At 57.6% G+C, this 15,701-nt stretch carries 20 protein-coding genes; 2 read left to right on the top strand and 18 right to left on the bottom strand.

Features of this window, described 5'->3' with window-relative positions:
* Positions 1-43 precede the first annotated feature (43 nt).
* Both J4613_RS05180 and J4613_RS05175 read left to right on the top strand, forming a co-directional pair.
* Positions 44-1,102, top strand: coding sequence for an FUSC family protein (locus J4613_RS05180; RefSeq protein WP_001200854.1), 1,059 nt, complete (start codon positions 44-46; stop codon positions 1,100-1,102).
* Between the two features lie 244 nt (positions 1,103-1,346).
* A complete protein-coding gene (locus J4613_RS05175; protein ID WP_000450405.1) occupies positions 1,347-1,682 on the top strand; it encodes a DUF496 family protein in 336 nt (111 codons plus the stop codon).
* A 33-nt stretch (positions 1,683-1,715) separates the two neighbouring features.
* Here the strand turns inward: J4613_RS05175 and pduX are convergent, their stop codons facing one another.
* From pduX to pduD, 18 genes are all read right to left on the bottom strand, one after another.
* Positions 1,716-2,582, bottom strand: coding sequence for an L-threonine kinase PduX (gene pduX / locus J4613_RS05170; RefSeq protein ID WP_001673791.1), 867 nt, complete (start codon positions 2,580-2,582; stop codon positions 1,716-1,718).
* Between the two features lie 93 nt (positions 2,583-2,675).
* The gene (pduW, locus tag J4613_RS05165) at positions 2,676-3,890 is read right to left on the bottom strand and encodes a propanediol utilization propionate kinase PduW (protein WP_023204607.1); all 1,215 of its coding nucleotides are present in this window, start codon (positions 3,888-3,890) and stop codon (positions 2,676-2,678) included.
* Positions 3,875-4,327, bottom strand: coding sequence for a propanediol utilization protein PduV (gene pduV / locus J4613_RS05160; RefSeq protein ID WP_000826277.1), 453 nt, complete (start codon positions 4,325-4,327; stop codon positions 3,875-3,877). The genes pduW and pduV overlap by 16 nt, the downstream gene beginning before the upstream one ends.
* A 4-nt stretch (positions 4,328-4,331) precedes the next feature.
* Positions 4,332-4,682, bottom strand: a complete 351-nt coding sequence (pduU, locus tag J4613_RS05155; protein ID WP_000441098.1) for a propanediol utilization microcompartment protein PduU — start codon at positions 4,680-4,682, stop codon at positions 4,332-4,334.
* A complete protein-coding gene (pduT, locus tag J4613_RS05150; RefSeq protein ID WP_000075774.1) occupies positions 4,682-5,236 on the bottom strand; it encodes a propanediol utilization microcompartment protein PduT in 555 nt (184 codons plus the stop codon). Before pduT ends, pduU begins: the two co-directional genes overlap by 1 nt.
* A gap of 2 nt (positions 5,237-5,238) precedes the next feature.
* Positions 5,239-6,594: a cobalamin reductase PduS gene (gene pduS / locus J4613_RS05145; protein ID WP_001271293.1), complete on the bottom strand. Its 1,356-nt coding sequence runs from the start codon at positions 6,592-6,594 to the stop codon at positions 5,239-5,241.
* The gene (gene pduQ / locus J4613_RS05140; protein ID WP_001091465.1) at positions 6,591-7,703 is read right to left on the bottom strand and encodes a 1-propanol dehydrogenase PduQ; all 1,113 of its coding nucleotides are present in this window, start codon (positions 7,701-7,703) and stop codon (positions 6,591-6,593) included. The genes pduS and pduQ overlap by 4 nt, the downstream gene beginning before the upstream one ends.
* Before the next feature lie 11 nt (positions 7,704-7,714).
* Positions 7,715-9,109 (bottom strand): CoA-acylating propionaldehyde dehydrogenase PduP, encoded by a 1,395-nt coding sequence (gene pduP / locus J4613_RS05135; protein WP_001097680.1) that lies wholly within the window; start codon positions 9,107-9,109, stop codon positions 7,715-7,717.
* Positions 9,106-10,116 (bottom strand): two-domain cob(I)yrinic acid a,c-diamide adenosyltransferase PduO, encoded by a 1,011-nt coding sequence (pduO, locus tag J4613_RS05130; protein ID WP_001029488.1) that lies wholly within the window; start codon positions 10,114-10,116, stop codon positions 9,106-9,108. Before pduO ends, pduP begins: the two co-directional genes overlap by 4 nt.
* A gap of 9 nt (positions 10,117-10,125) precedes the next feature.
* The gene (pduN, locus tag J4613_RS05125; RefSeq protein WP_000549825.1) at positions 10,126-10,401 is read right to left on the bottom strand and encodes a propanediol utilization microcompartment protein PduN; all 276 of its coding nucleotides are present in this window, start codon (positions 10,399-10,401) and stop codon (positions 10,126-10,128) included.
* A 3-nt stretch (positions 10,402-10,404) separates the two neighbouring features.
* Positions 10,405-10,896 (bottom strand): microcompartment protein PduM, encoded by a 492-nt coding sequence (gene pduM, locus J4613_RS05120; protein WP_001012970.1) that lies wholly within the window; start codon positions 10,894-10,896, stop codon positions 10,405-10,407.
* On the bottom strand, positions 10,893-11,525 hold the full coding sequence (locus J4613_RS05115; protein ID WP_111742313.1) for a phosphate propanoyltransferase: 633 nt from the start codon (positions 11,523-11,525) through the stop codon (positions 10,893-10,895). The genes pduM and J4613_RS05115 overlap by 4 nt, the downstream gene beginning before the upstream one ends.
* On the bottom strand, positions 11,525-12,007 hold the full coding sequence (gene pduK / locus J4613_RS05110) for a propanediol utilization microcompartment protein PduK (protein ID WP_001284393.1): 483 nt from the start codon (positions 12,005-12,007) through the stop codon (positions 11,525-11,527). Before pduK ends, J4613_RS05115 begins: the two co-directional genes overlap by 1 nt.
* Before the next feature lie 3 nt (positions 12,008-12,010).
* Entirely contained in the window at positions 12,011-12,286 is a 276-nt protein-coding gene (gene pduJ / locus J4613_RS05105) for a propanediol utilization microcompartment protein PduJ (protein WP_001057755.1), read from the bottom strand.
* 18 nt (positions 12,287-12,304) lie between these two features.
* Positions 12,305-12,655, bottom strand: coding sequence for a propanediol dehydratase reactivase beta subunit PduH (gene pduH / locus J4613_RS05100; RefSeq protein WP_000377974.1), 351 nt, complete (start codon positions 12,653-12,655; stop codon positions 12,305-12,307).
* A complete protein-coding gene (gene pduG / locus J4613_RS05095) occupies positions 12,645-14,477 on the bottom strand; it encodes a propanediol dehydratase reactivase alpha subunit PduG (RefSeq protein ID WP_023202810.1) in 1,833 nt (610 codons plus the stop codon). Before pduG ends, pduH begins: the two co-directional genes overlap by 11 nt.
* Positions 14,478-14,486: 9 nt before the next feature.
* Positions 14,487-15,008 (bottom strand): propanediol dehydratase small subunit PduE, encoded by a 522-nt coding sequence (gene pduE / locus J4613_RS05090; RefSeq protein WP_111742314.1) that lies wholly within the window; start codon positions 15,006-15,008, stop codon positions 14,487-14,489.
* Positions 15,009-15,022: 14 nt separating this feature from the next.
* Positions 15,023-15,697 (bottom strand): propanediol dehydratase medium subunit PduD, encoded by a 675-nt coding sequence (gene pduD, locus J4613_RS05085; RefSeq protein WP_000405049.1) that lies wholly within the window; start codon positions 15,695-15,697, stop codon positions 15,023-15,025.
* Between the last annotated feature and the right edge of the window lie 4 nt (positions 15,698-15,701).

Here is a 15,701-nt window from a genome sequence, read left to right as displayed (position 1 = left end):
CAGGTACAATGCATTTTTTGCCATTCCCGTAAGGAGCGCAAGCGTGCGTGCCGATAAGTCATTAAGCCCTTTTGAAATACGGTTGTACCGTCATTATCGCATCGTGCATGGCATACGTATCGCCCTGGCGTTCATTCTTACCTTTCTGCTGGTTCGTCTGTTTTCTATTCCCGAGGGCACATGGCCGCTAATCACGTTAGTAGTGATTATGGGGCCCATCTCATTCTGGGGAAATGTAGTGCCTCGTGCTTTTGAGCGCATAGGCGGTACGATCCTGGGCGCGGCGTTAGGGCTGGTGGCGTTACGCCTGGAGCTCTTTTCCTTACCGCTGATGCTGGTGTGGTGTGCGATAGCGATGTTTTTGTGCGGCTGGCTGGCCTTAGGGAAAAAACCGTATCAGGCGCTACTGATAGGCATAACGCTTGCCGTTGTTGTCGGTGCTCCCGCTGGTGATATGGATACGGCATTATGGCGTGGCGGGGATGTGATTTTGGGGTCGCTACTGGCGATGTTGTTTACCGGCATCTGGCCACAGCGCGCCTTTTTGCACTGGCGCATCCAACTGGCGCATTGCGTCACGGCGTATAATCGGGTGTATCAGGCAGCGCTGTCGCCGAATTTGCTGGAGCGCCCCCGGTTGGATAAACATTTGCAACGGTTGCTGAACGATGTCGTCAAAATGCGCGGGCTGATAACGCCTGCCAGTAAAGAAACCCGGATACAAAAATCTATTTTCGAGGCCATTCAGACCATCAACCGCAACTTGGTTTGTATGCTTGAATTACAAATCAATGCCCACTGGGCGACGCGCGCCAGCCATTTTGTGATGCTTAACGCGCACACATTGCGTGAAACCCAGCAGATGACGCAGCAAACCTTGCTAACGATCGCCCACGCGTTGTTTGAAGGCAACCCGCAGCCGGTACTGGCAAACACCGGTAAACTGAATGATATTGCTGCCGAGTTGCGGCAGCTAATGAACGAGCAGCAGGGCGACGCGGTGGCTGAAACCCCCATCCACGGCTATGTTTGGCTAAGTATGGAAACGGCCCGACAGTTGGAACTGCTTTCACACTTGATCTGCCGGGCTTTGCGCAAATAAAAAGCAGATGGGGCGAATGAATTTGTTGCTGCTTCGATTCAGCAAAGATTAAGAGTATGATACTAATATAAGGATAAAATGAGTGCTACTGGCAACGATTTTATCCCCGAACCTTCAGGTTTCCCCAGACGGCGACGTAACGGTGTTTCCTCTGGCGGCTTGAAGTATGACGGGGATAAACGTAATGTTTATCCACTAGCAGTTGCTTAACGAATCCGAATCTCACATTATCAGGGGTGTAAAAATGGAAACAACCAAGCCTTCTTTCCAGGACGTGCTGGAGTTTGTTCGTCTGTTCCGTCGTAAAAATAAACTGCAGCGTGAAATTCAGGACATTGAGAAGAAGATCCGTGACAACCAGAAGCGTGTGCTGCTGCTGGACAACCTGAGCGACTACATCAAGCCAGGTATGAGCGTTGAGGCGATTCAGGGTATCATCGCCAGTATGAAAAGCGACTATGAAGATCGCGTTGATGACTACATCATTAAAAATGCCGAAATCTCCAAAGAGCGTCGCGACATTTCCAAAAAGCTGAAAGCGATGGGCGAAATGAAACACGCCGATGTAAAAGCCGAATAATGCGCTACGGCAGTGGGAGCGTATATCAGGCTCTCACTGCAGTTTGACTCCGCCTGTGACCATCTTGAGTAAATGTTGTTTTGGCCAGTGTCGGGTAAGTTTTTTCTCTGCCAGCTTACCTTTCAGGCGCGCAATGTCATGACGTTTCCGGTCCAGCATCAGACCCACCACGCTACCGCTATGTGCCACGTTCAATCCGTATAAATCACACTCTTCGACCAGCGACAGCAGGGCGGTAAATCCTGGCTTAGGTAACAGCGTCTGGCTGGCGATAGCGCTAAGCGTAGCCGCCTCACCCAGTTGGAGCGGATTTTGCGTTATACAGGCTTCCTGCACCAGATTCCAGGCCTGCTGCAAGGTTGGTGAACTTGCTATTAATTTCTGCTGGCGAGGGAGACGGTGGTAATCTTGCGTGCGCAGTGTGACCGGACTTTCCAGTACCAGCAAATCGATTGGCGGCGGTGGCTCGCAGGCGATTTGCGTGGCCGCATTATTATGATCAAACAGCGTTAACTGATGAAAAACGGTGCTATCAGTGGGTTCGATTGAGACGCAAAGCTGTGCAAGGGTAGTTTCATCCAGCGAATGGCCAAGATGATGCGCCGTTGCCACTGCCGTAGCGGCAATATCTGCGGTGCTGCTGGCCATGCCTTTGGCAACGGGAATTGACGAACGCACATCGACGCGAATCTCATTACTCCAGTGCGCAGGATACTGCCAGTGCGCCAGAACGCGCTCCACCATCGCCCGCGACAATGGGCGTTCGTTTACCAACGGCGGCGCAGCCGTGACTGCTACGGTGCTGTACCAGTCAACGGGGCAGGAGACCAGTTTCTCACTGCCCAGAATCCATCCCTGGATAAGTTCCCCGCATGAGGCGGGGCATTGCGCAACAGCCACGTTATCACCTTTCAGGTACGAATAGTGTGCGCGCATAGTGTCATGGTAAAAGCATTATTACCATGACTTGCCGCAATGCGTCGTTTAACCCTCTCAGGCTGGTACACAAAGCCCTTCCGTGGCCGGTAGCGCAATGCGCATAACGTCTTGTGCGATCATTAACTCTTCGTTGGTGTTGATGACGGCGACTTTCACCAGGGCGTTCTCCGTCTGGATAAATGTCGCATTACGCTGATTTTTCTCTTCATCAACGGCTAAGCCTAAAAATTGCAAATTATGGCACACCGCCGATCTGGCGCGCGCTGAGTTCTCGCCAATGCCCCCAGTGAATACCAGCGCATCCAGTCCTCCCATTTGCATAATATAGCTGCCAATGGTGGCGCGAATGCGTTCGGCAAACAGAGTGAGAGCGAGTTTAGCCTGCCGGTTACCGGTATTGGCTGCCTGTTCGACATCGCGGTAATCAGACGACACGCCAGAAACGCCCAGCAAGCCTGACTCATTATTTAATAACTGATTCAACTGTTGCGGCGTTTTGCTTTCGCGCTGGGCTATCCACGGCAGAATAGAGGGATCAATATCTCCGCTACGGGTGCCCATCATCACGCCTGACTGCGGCGTAAAGCCCATCGACGTATTGACCGAACGCCCGTTCTTGATGGCGCAGATGCTGCTACCGTTTCCAAGATGACAACAAATCACCCGTAATGCGCTGAGTGGTACGCCCAGCTTTTCCGCCAGAACGCCGCTGACATACTTATGGCTGGTGCCATGAAAGCCATAACGGCGAATCCCCAGTTCCGCGTAATAATGCCAGGGAAGCGGGTAAATATAGGCGGGTTCATCCAGCGTCTGGTGAAATGCCGTATCAAACACGGCTACGGAAGGGGCATCAGGCAACAGTTGACGAAAAACGTGAATACCCAACGCGTTTACCGGGTTGTGAAGCGGGGCCAGTTCAGCAAGACGTTCGATTTGCGCTAACGTTTCATCCGTGACCAGCGTCGAGTCTTTAAAAAACTCACCGCCGTGCGCCACACGATGGCCCACCCCGTCAATGTCCCGCAGACTGTTAATGATTTGATAACCCAGCAGCTTTTCCAGAAGCAGCGTTACCGCATCGCGATGATCGGCAACGGGGACGGTTTCCTGCCATTTTTGGCTGTGCGTCTTAATTGTCACCTGCGCATCCCCCATACCGATACGTTCAATCAGTCCCTGGCAGAGCATGTCGCCCTGCGGCATCTCCAGCAGCTGAAATTTTAACGATGAGCTACCGGCGTTAATGGCCATTATTTTGTAAGACATAAAGGTTCCTTCGAATTCAGAAAATCCAGCACGGCGTCGAGACCCGAGTTATTCAGCGCGCTGGTAATAAAAATCTGCTGTGCGCCAGCCTGCGTAAGCCACTCCGCAACCAGCGAAATACGCTGCGGCTCGGCGAGATCGGCCTTGGTGACCAGGCCAATCGTCGGGCGGTTCATCGGGGCGGTAAAACCCGGAGAAAAGGGCGACCACTGGGCGTCGGCATTCAGCACCAGGGCGATGACGTCGGCCTCGCAGGCGCTGGTCAGCAGGGCGCTGTACAGGCAGCGGTTCTCCAGGTATTCGCCCGGCGTGTCGATAGCCATCGGCGACCATTCAATGGCCTGGGTTTTCTTATAATGGAGCGCTTCGCCGCGCAGGCTTTGGGTCAGCGAGGTTTTGCCGCACTGGCTGGGACCGATAAACATCAGACGCTTCATGACGTTACGTCCGGGTGATCGAGCAAGTGGTGAACTGCATCATCTCGCCCAGTGTGCGCGTCACCTGCTTAAGGGCATATTCCACGGCGGAAACATCGCCAGTCAGCACCACCGCGCCGGTAAAGCGGTCAAGAAAACCAATCTCCACCGCGCCGGATTTGGTAGCGATATCGCAGGCGATAATCGAGGCTTCGCTCGGCGTGATGGTAAGGATGCCAATGGCGGACACCGCATCCGGCAGGCCCAGCTTCTTAAAGAGAGCTTTGCCGGGATTGGCAATCAGGTGCGCGAGGGTGACCTGTTTTCCCGGCACGTATTCCTGAATCATGCGATCCGTTGTCGGTTGTCTTTCCATTATCCCTCCACCATCTGTCGCCACATGGCTTCATGCGGGCGTGGGATCACCGAACGGTAAACCAACAACCCTTTCTCGCCCGCGCTTTCGCTGGCAACCGTCACGGCGTTATTGACGTCAGAAACGTCGCCCGCCACCACCATGTAGCATTTACCGCCGATACCGAAGGCCATATGCACCCGCACCAGGGTGACGTTTGAGCCTTTCACCGCCCGGTCTGCGGCGCTAATGCAGGCCGCCACGCTCCAGGTTTCGACGATGCCGACCGCCTGACGCTTATCGACGCTGTTCAGGCCGCTGATGGCCGGAAGTACGCTGGGATGAATATTTGCCAGCACCAGGCTGTCGACGAGCATCTCGCCGGCCTGCGACGTACCGGTTTCAATGGCCTGCTGGACAGCGCCGATATCCCCGCCGAGCATCAGTAAAAACTTCCCCGGGCAGATGGTCTTGCTGACCAGTAGATCGACGTTGGCGCTTTTCAGCATCGCATCGCCGAGTTCCATCCCTTTGGCAATGCTGGTGAGTTCTAAAATTCCTATAGCCTGAGACATGGTTAACCTCTTACAACCGTGATGGCCTGTTCGCTGATGGCCGATACAACGCCGTCGATGCTGGCGTGAATGGATGCGCCGAGCGCGCCAGGCGGGACATCGGCAACGCATTGCCCGCGCGTCACGCGCTCGCCGACGGCAACAGTCGGTACTGCGCTGGCACCAATATGCTGGCGCAGCTGCAAAGTGACTTTTTCTACTGACGGCTCTTCTTCAACCAGCGGCGCTTCCTGGTACCAGGGGCTTAGTCCCAGTTTGGCGATCAGCCGCTTCACTGGCACGAGGCGATATTTCGCCATCTCGTCGGCTGGATACAGCGGCCCTTCGTAGCGCTGGTTTTGCGCCCGCAGCTCGCGTTTTAACATGCGGTTGATGCGCATCGGCGAGATCCCGACCGGGCAGGCCACGCTTTCGCAAATGTTGCATTCCGAGCAGGTAAGGGCGCTCAGCAGCAGTTGCGGCGTGGCAGCCTGATGAAAGTTCACCGCCCGCACCAGCAGGTGCGGAGAGAGTTCGTGGCCGATCAGATGTCGTGGGCAGAGATCGGTACAGAGTCGGCACTGTTCGCAGACGGTGCGCGCGACGGAAAGCACTGTGCGCTCGTCCTGCATCCTGCGCTGGATAAGCGGATGGCTTTTTGGGAGCACCAGCAGGCCGCCGGTAGTTTTCGTCACCGGGTTATCAAGAGAGGTAATCAGACCACCCATCATCGGGCCGCCGTTAATAAAACCAGGGTCGTCGACCGTTGCGCCGCCCGCCAGCGCCAGCACTTCATGCAGTGACATGCCGATAGGAACGGTAACGGTCAACGGTCTGGCGACCGCGCCGTTCACGGTCAACGTGCGACGAGTGACCGGAAACTGCTGCTCGATCGCCCGGGCAATATTCAGCACCGTTTGCACGTTATTGACGACCACGCCGACGCTGGCCGGTAGCGCAGCCGGGGCGACCCGGCGGCCGGTTGCCATCCAGATAGTTAGCACCTCATCGCCCGCAGGATAAACATCCGGCAGGATATGCAGGCGGATACCGTCTGGCAGCAGTGGGGTGAGGGCGTCGATGGCCCGGCGGTATTTTTCTTTCAGGGCTATCACCCCTTCGCGCGCGCCGGTTGCCGTCATGGCGTACTGTACGCCGCGCACAAGGCGCGCAGCTTGCTGCCACATCAGTTGCTGGTCAACTTTGAGCATCGGTTCACACTCGGCGGCGTTCACCAGAAAAATCTCTACCTGCGCCTGTAGTTTGACGTGAGCGGGAAAACCTGCGCCGCCCGCGCCGACAACGCCCGCTGCGCGGACGCGCTCGCGAATTTCATCGGCGCTATGGGACATTTCAACGCTATTGATGGCGGCGCTCATAGCAGTTCCTCCAGCAGCTCGCGAATTTCCTCGGCGCTGGCCGGGCGCGGGTTGGTGCGCAGCGTGATATCCGCCAGCGCGGCCTGCACCATCGCCGGAATACGTGCGGAAAAGTCGGATCTTCCTTCTTTAAGCGCAACGGCCAGTGAGGGAAGGGCGCAGCGTTGCTTAAGCAGTTCGATTTGCTGAATCAGCGCATTGATTGCCGCAACGTCATTGGCTTCTGCCGGGCAAAAACCGCAGGCTTTGGCCAGCCGCGCATAGCGTTTGGCGGCGCGCGGGTCACCCGCGTTAAAGCGGATCACCGTCGTGAGCAGCAGCGCATTGGCCAGCCCGTGCGGCAGATGAAACTGTCCGCCAAGCTGGTGGGCTATCGCGTGGTTAAGCCCCAGCCCCGCCTGGCTGAAGGCCATCCCGGCGAGCGTTGAAGCGTTGTGCATTTTCCCGCGCGTCGCCACGCAGTCGCCTTTTTCCACCGCCGTGGGCAGATACTGGAACACCAGTTTGGCGGCCTTTTCCGCTAGCGCGTCGGTAAAGTCGCTGGCGCGCGGTGACACCCAGGCCTCCAGGGCGTGGGTCAGCACGTCCATGCCGGTGTTGGCGGTAATCTGCGGCGGTACGCTGACCACCAGCTCCGGGTCGAGGATCGCCATATCCGGATACAGCGCATTGTTGAACAGCGGATACTTGATGCCTTTATCCGGGTCGCTAATTACGCAGGCGCTGGTCACTTCCGAGCCGGTGCCGCTGGTGGTCGGGATCGCCACGCAGGTTTCGATGTTGATCCCGCTCTGCTGGCTAAACCAGACAATCGCTTTCGCCGCGTCCATTGCCGAGCCGCCGCCAAAACCAATCACCACCTGCGGTTGCAGAGCCTGCATTTGCGCAATGCCCTGAACCACTGTGTGGATGGTGGGGTCCGGCGTTATCTCGCTAAAGACGCTGATGCGGTTATCTGCGGGCAGCGCGTTACGCAGGGTATCCAGCAGCGGAGAGCGCGCCAGAAAGCCATCGCAGATTATCCAGATGTGCTTATTGGTAAAGCGCTTGAGCACCGCCAGGCTGCCCTGACCGCTGTACAACCGCGTTTGTAGTGAGAAGGTATTCATCGCGACCTCAGTTAGCGAATAGAAAAGCCGTTGGTCAGTACGCAGCGCCGGGAACGGGCAAAAGTACGCGCTGACGTGGTCCCTTCACCGGTTGGCGTGGCGATAGTGAAGGTGGTAAAGCCTTCGCCGCCGACGCCGATCCCGGCATAAGATGGGCCGTTTTTGACGAATATCGAGGTTTGCAGGGTGCGGGCCGCGAGGTTCAGGCGCGACACGTTCTGCGAGTGCATAATGGCGGTATGATGCAGTCCCTCTTCAACCTTCAGGGCCAGCGCCAGCGCGCTATCGAAATCGCTGACTTTTACCACCGGCAGCATCGGCATCAACTGTTCGCTGGTGACCCACGGATCGTCAGCGTTAACCAGCGCAATCAGCAGACGCGGCGCTTTTGCAGGGACAGCGATCCCGGCGGCTTCCAGCATGGCCGATGGGCTCTTGCCGACCAGTTTTTTATTCGCCTGGCCTTCAGGCAGGCAGACGGCGCGGAGTTTGTCGGTATCGGCAGGGCTTAACAGCAGCGCGCCGAAGGTTTGCATTTGCTGCACCAGACGTTCGGCGACACTCTCCACTACGATCAGGCTCTTCTCGGCAATGCAGGGCAGGTTGTAATCGAATGACGCGCCGTTGATGATATCTTCCGCCGCTTTCACCAGGTCCGCCGTTTCATCAACGATGCAGGGCGGGTTACCCGCGCCAGCGCCAATCACCTTCTTACCGCTCTTCATGCCCATTGCCACAATGCCCGGGCCGCCGGTAATGGCCAGTACTGCGATTCGCGGGTGGGCCATCATCTGCTGGGTCGCTTCGAAGGTGGGTTCCGCCACGGTCACCACCAGATTGCGGATGCCGCAGCAGCGGAAGGCAATCTCTTCAATCAGGCTAATCAGCTTCAGAGAGACCTTTTTCGCTCCCGGATGCGGGCTAAAGTAGATACTGTTGCCCGCCGCCAGCATGCTGATACTGTTGTTGATGATGGTTTCCGTCGGGTTGGTGCTTGGGGCGACCGAACCGATAACGCCAAACGGTGAGTATTCAAACAGCACCATGCCGCCGTCGCCGGTCAGCGCGGTGGTGGTGAGATCTTCTACGCCCGGCGTGTTGTCCAGCGCAGCCTTGTTTTTGAGAAATTTATCTTCTTTGTTGCCCATCCCCGTTTCATTGGCGCTCTCTTCCGCCAGGGGCGCCAGCAGCGGCGTCAGCTCCTGACGCATCGCGCTGATAATGGCGCTGCGGGTTTTTAGCGGGCACTGCTGATAACGTAAGAACGCCTGGTGCGCGGCGTCGATGGCCTCGCTCACGGACTGGAAAATCCCTTTGCCCTGAGGCTGGACCGGCGTTTGCGCCGGCGTGGTTAATTGCTCGCTAAGAATGGTGCGAATCAGGGTTTCGAGTTCAGAAGTATTCATTGATGAGTTCCCACGTTAATAGCCGCGATGGCGGTCTGTGCTATGTCCATGTCCTGCTCAACGCTGCCGCCGCTGATGCCAAGACCCCCAATTAATATGCCGCCGCGCCACAGGGCGTAACCGCCGCCAAAGGTGACCACTTTTCCCTGTAAATGACTTTCCAGACCGTAAAGCGCGGCGCCCGGCTGAACGACATCGCTCAGCTCATGGGTCGCCGTTTTCATCGCCACTGCGGTCCAGGCCTTTTTCGGCGCCAGCTCGCTGCTGACCAGCAGGGCGTCCGGCATCCGCCAGGTCACAGTTTCCGTGCCGTGCGCGTCAACGATGCTGACGACTACCGGAACCTGCAGTTGCTGCGCGCGTTCAACGGCGGCGCGGGTGAGCTGGTGCAGATCGTGGAATGAGAGGGCCACGGGCGTTGTCTCCTTGCTGCGGGTCGGCTGGCTGGCAGCCAGATAGCGCTTGCTAACTTCGCGGATGATGTTGGCCTGGTGCGCATCGCTATCTTCCGCGCGGGCCAGGGCGTACAGGCAGTCCGATAAGCGGTTGATGTAGCGCATCAGCACCTGGCGTACGTTGACTTCAGTTGCCAGTTCAACCAGACGGCGTTCGGCGCGGCGCGCCAGCGTGCGGGCAAAATGTAATCGGCTCGCGGCTTCGCAGCGTCCGGGTAAAATAAAGCTGTGCAGCGGTTCGACGCGGGCCATTGCCCGATCGATAGCGGCTTCCAGGGCCGAAATCTCTTCGCTGCTGATGTAGCGCTGTTTGGGCGACGGCTGCTCGCTGTCGCTGGCCAGCTCTGCGCTAAACCAAAAAAGTTGCTGCTGGATGGCCTCGAGTAAGGTGCGGTGATTTTCATCCGCAGCGGCGCAGGCGCACAGGCTCAGCGCGGCGTTCAGCTCATCCAGCGTGCCGTAGGCTTCAACCCGCGGGTGGGTTTTGCTCACCCGCTGGCCGGTAAACAGTGATGTGGTGCCAGCGTCACCTGTTCGGGTATAAATCGCCATAACCGCCCCTTAACGCGAAAGCGTATCTACAATGCCGACAACGGCGAGGTCGATGGCCTCATTTGGCCCGGAAAAAACGTGCCTGGCGCTGGAGCCGCCGCTGAGCAAAACCAGTTCGCCGACGCCCGCGCCGACGGAGTCCACGGCCACTTCATCGCCGGAGGTGGGCGAGGCGGGGAGTTCGCCATCGGCGCTGACCCGACGCACCAGCAGCAGCTTTTTCCCAATCAAAGAAGGTGATTTTTGCGTGGAGACAACCGCGCCCGTGACTCGTGCCAGATGCATGATTTACTCCTGCTTAATTAATTGAATATTCCGCGCATTAGCTGCTTCGCGCGCCAGGGCGGTCACGATGCATTTGCGGTGGATAACCAGACGCCCCCGGTTTAGCAGCGCGACATCGCGATAGCTCAGCACCGAACCCGCATGCAGAACCAGCGGCAGTCCGCGCTCATCGGTGAATACCACCGGCAGACGAGCCAGTTTTTTTACCGGGATAACCGGCAGCAGCTGGCTGTGCAGGCTGAGCTGTACGCGGATGCCAAACGCCAGCGCGTCGTGAATTTTCCGGGCGGCGGCATCGTCGGTTTCTGCATCCGCAAGCTGACCCAGCAGCGGCAGGTCGACGAGCAGGATGCGCAGCGACGCGTGCTGACAGAACAGCGCTGGGCAGTCGGCATCGCGAAGCTGCGCAACGCTCAGCGTTACCGTGCTCTGGGCACGGCGCTGCAGTCGGGAGACAATCTCCTCGACAATGCGCTGCAGAGTTTCGCCGTTCATCGCGGGCCTACCAGCCGGGCAAAGGCCTGCGGGTTATCGGCACCAGCGGCGTTGGCTTCATCGGTATCAATGTGCATTTCGAGGCGCATGTCCGGTGAAACGCGAATCGCCACATTGTTGAAAATCAGCCCGCGCTCGTCGCCTTCAATCGCTACCGAAACCCTATCGCCGTGGGAGACCTTCAGGATCAGCGCATCAAGCGGCGACATATGAATATGCCGCTGCGCGACGATAACCCCGGAAGGTAGCTCCAGTTCGCCAAAGGGGCTGACCAGGCGGATGCCAGGTGTGCCCTTCAGGTTGCCGGACATTCTCAGCGACGCGGCAATCCCCAGTGTTCTGGCATCGGTACGCGATATTTCTACCTGGCTTACCGAGCGCAGCGGGCCGAGCAGGCGCACATTTTTGAGCTGTCCTTTCGGCCCTACCAGGGTGACGGTTTGCTCCGCAGCATATTGTCCCGGCTGCAGTAGCGCTTTTTTTTCGCTGATGGGATGGCCGGGAAACAGCCGCTCATAATCCTGCGCGGACAGGTGGATATGACGGTTTGAGACGCCCAGCGGAATAGGCCGCTGGCGCATCTCGTCGAGAACTTTACGGACCGTTGATTGCAGAAGCTCTTTATCCATTACGCTTCACCTCGCTTGCCGGAATGAATGCAAAGCGTACGAGGTTCGCCCTTCTGGCGCGGACATTTTGGATCCAGACACAGATTGCAGCTGACCAGTTCTGATTCCTGCGGGGCCTCTTCGGCTGGCGCTTCAGAAACGACATCAGCTATCTCTGACGCTTCAGGCTCAGGTTCAATGACGGAGGGGGAGGGTGTCTCTGCGAGCAGGATCCCTTCTCCGGGCCTGGCAATAACCTTGTGGGCCACCAGACCATTCCGCTGTTCGGCAAATTGCGCACCGGTGGTGATGGCCGCCTGCACGGAGGCCACATCACCGGTAATTTTAATCACCATCCAGCCTGAACCATTGGTCTTTTCGAGGGCGAGCAGCGTGATAGAAGCGGATTTCGCCATGATATCGGCGCAGCTGATAGCCAGTGCCAGACCACAAACTTCAAGTAATCCCAGTGATTGCTTCACGCGGTGCTCCTTATTCGCCATCGATTAGGCTGATTTCGGTAAAATGGCCTCAACATCACTGTGCGGACGCGGGATAACGTGGCAGGATTTCACTTCACCCACGACGCTTGCCGCTGCGCTGCCGGCATCTACGGCTGCTTTAACCGCGCCGACATCGCCGCGAACCATGACGGTAACCAGGCCAGAACCAATTTTTTCGTAGCCCACCAGCTGTACGTTGGCGGATTTCACCATTGCGTCGGCGGCTTCAATGGCGCCGACCAGCCCTTTTGTTTCAACCAGTCCCAGTGCGTTATTCATACTGCCGTTCTCCTGTGATTAAGCATGGAGATCCCGAAAAGGGATCCCTTTGACCAGCCGTGCCGCGTTATTACCGGTGTTGCGTTGGGCCTGACTGTCCTGATGATGCATCAGCGTAAAAAGCGGTGCCGATGCGGGTAAATTCTTGTAATGTACGACCAGCGTATGGCGATCGCAGGCGATGCCGACCAGCAGCGGCGAGCTGCGCGCCGCCTGCCAGGCGCTGTCAACGACATCTCCAGCCGGGTGATGCTGAAGCAGGAAAGGGATGCCTTCCTCTTCGATACCCAGCAGCACTTCGTGCCAGAGGCTGGCGCAGTCGTTGATAACGGTAATGACGATGGCCGGGGCGCTGTGATTACTGTCCATATGCAAATTCCTTGTGCCAGGAGAGAATCAGGCCGGTGGCCACCGCGTTTCTTGGGCCTTCGCTGCCGCGAATATTTCCTCGCCCGGCGACCAGGCGGTAGTGCGCCAGCGCATCGGTGACCAGCTGCGGAACTTCGAAATCCAGCGACGAGCCGCCGACCAGCACCACGAACGGAATATCGCGAATGTTGCCGGTTGGACTGACCTGACGCAGCGCGCGCAGGGCGTTGGTGACAAAGACGCGTTCTTTAGCGCTGCGGCGAATGGCGCGCACTTTTTCCAGCGCTAAGTCGCCGGGAAGCGGCACCAGTTCGTCCGGTTTCACCACGCAGACGCGGGCGAACACCGCAGGAGGCAGCGGCGTCGGGAAGAACTGGACGCTGCCATCCTCGTGGCGTAAGTGGAACAGGCTTTCGACCTTAGCCAGCGGGTATTTTTTGATCTCTTCCGCCAGATAGCGGTCTTCCAGCCCCAGTTCGCGGGCAATAATCATCGTGACCATGTCGCCTGCTCCGGCGAGATGGGTGGCGATGATTTCGCCTTTAGGGTTGATGATGGAGGCATCGGTGGAGCCCGCGCCGAGGTCGAGGATCGCCAGCGGTCGGGTGGTACCCGGCGTGGTCAGCGCGCCCAGAATGGCGGCTTCAGCCTCAGCGCCGCCGATCTGCACGTCGATATTAAGCTTCTGCTCAATTTCACGGGCAATCATCGCCATCTGCAGACGGTCTGATTTCACCATTGAGGCGATGCCGACGGCCTGCTCCAGCGAGAACTCCCCGGCCAGACCGCCGGTGACGCTCACCGGAACCGAGGTGTCAACGGCCAGAAGATCCTGAATGAAAATCTCGCTGCTGGGCTTATTGGTTAGCTCGGCCATGGTCTGGCGTACGTGCTCCAGCATGCCGCCGATATTGGTCCCGGCCTCGCCGGTGACGTTGTCGAGCTTGCCGCAGCCGTCCACCGCTTTCATGATAGCTTCGGCACCGGCGGCAACATCCACGCGCACGGTACGACCCTGAGCCTGCAGCTCCAGGTTACCGGCGGGTATTGCGCGCGCTTTGACGTCGCCGGATGGCGTTTTAACCACCACGGCGGAACGGTTGCCAATCAGCGCGCGCGCCATCGGGACGATGTTTTTCGTCTCATCGGCGTTGAGATTAAATACGGTGGCGATGCCGTAAGGGTTGGAGAGGGTTTCGATAACCTTTCCCGGCACGGCGACTTCAATCGCCGCCAGCATCCCCAGCGGAATGCGGTCGATGTACAGAACTTCATCGACAATCGGTAGCGATTTTTCCAGCCGGTTGCTGACCAGTACGCCATCGTCGCGCTGCAAAATGACGCCGGTAATCTGGTATCCGGCGCGCATTGAGGCGTTGATAACATTGGCGATATCAGCAAAATCAAAGGCTGACGATACCACCAGAATATAGGACGAGTCCGCCGGGCGGGTTAACAGCTCCTCCGGCGTAATCGTGATACCCACACCAAGGCCTGCTCCGCCCGGCGTTTTTGGGTTATGGCCGATCATTGTCGATTCGGTGATGATGGTTTCGGTAATGGTTTCCATCGCCACATCGCCAATCACCGGCGTGGCTTCGTTAATGCGGATGAGCGAAATATCGCTGACATTGATCCCCGCGCGCTTTGCGACGAGGGCGAGCGCTTCCTGAATGCCGAACACGTTACGCAACGTGCCTTTGATCCCGGTGGTTTCCGCCAGCGCGCTGTGTGTAATCGTTAGTGCGCCAGTCTCATCTTGCCGCGCCAGTGCGACTTCCGTTGATGAGTTACCGATGTCAATGCCAGCTATATATCGCATACGAAATCCTTAATCGTCGCCTTTGAGTTTTTTACGCTCAACGTACAGCCCTGCCGCTTCACGAACGAAAGCTGCGCAAATCTTCGCCTGATAACGGTTTTCGAGATCGTCGGCGATAGCGAGCAGCTCTTCTTTCGTCGAGCGATAGGGGCGAAGGGCGTTGTAGATTTCAAGAATGCGATCGTCCGGTACCGCGGTCAGTTCGGCGGCGCGTTCAAAGTTCATCGCCAGCCGGTCGCGGCCCGCATCTTTGGCGATAGACGCCTGTAAGCGCAGGGTTTCCGGGGTAATACGCATATCCTGAGCGGTGACTTTATTGCTCAGCACGTTTTCCAGCGTAAAGTCGTCCAGCGTTTTATTGGTGGCGGTTTTCACCCATTCCGGGTGTTTGTTCGCCAGCGGGTAGTCGCTGACCTTTGCGCTGCGGGACATGCCGCCTGCCGCCGAAGCCGCGGCTGGCGCATCGCCCTGCAGGCTGTTCATGCGGCTCAATACGTCCCGAACCATCGATTCAATTGCGTCGGTATTCATGGAGTTATCCTTTATCAAAGCGCCACGCGTAGTTCCTGCGGGTTTTTGCCCGTCACGACGTACTTGGTCTCTTTAATGTGCAAAATGGCCGACTTTGCCTGGTACTTCGGGCGTGCCATCTGGTCATTCAGCGTAGGGACCGGCTGCGGTGATTCGCGTTTCGCATAACGGGCGGCGTTTTTACCAATCTGACGGTAGGTTTCCAGCGTCAGCAGCGGTGCTTGCGGGAACAGCTCCAGGTTGGAGAGCGGCGGTAGTCCCTGCTGGTGGATAACCGTAGTGCCTTTCGACTGGATGCCGATGGAAATGCCGGAGCCGCTCAGGCGGTTACCTTCAACGGCGACGAACGCCACGTCGGAAGATTTAAAGCAACGAATCACGCGCGCCCTGATACCTTCTTCTTCAATACCGGCAATGACTTCGCGCAGGATGCTCTTATGCGGTAAGCCGACGATATTAACAGTCTGTGCCAGGCCAAATGCCGGGCCGACGGCGATAATGACTTCGTCCTGCTGAGTACCCTGGCGCGCTTCGCCCACTTCGGTCAGAAAGCCGTCGCCCGCAGGCGCAGCGGTCTGTGGTGCTGTGGATGCCGCAGGCGCATTAAACGAGACGGGTTTATCGCTGCCCTTCATATCGCGGAGCACGTCTTCAATTATCTGGCGCAGCAATTTTTCATTAATTTCCATTTCT

Origin of the sequence: Salmonella sp. 32020114201800008SM, assembly GCF_017572025.1 — a bacterium.
In the GTDB taxonomy this organism is placed as follows: domain Bacteria; phylum Pseudomonadota; class Gammaproteobacteria; order Enterobacterales; family Enterobacteriaceae; genus Salmonella; species Salmonella enterica.
Note: the sequence above shows the minus strand (reverse complement) of the source record. Positions and strands in the feature narration are given on the sequence as shown.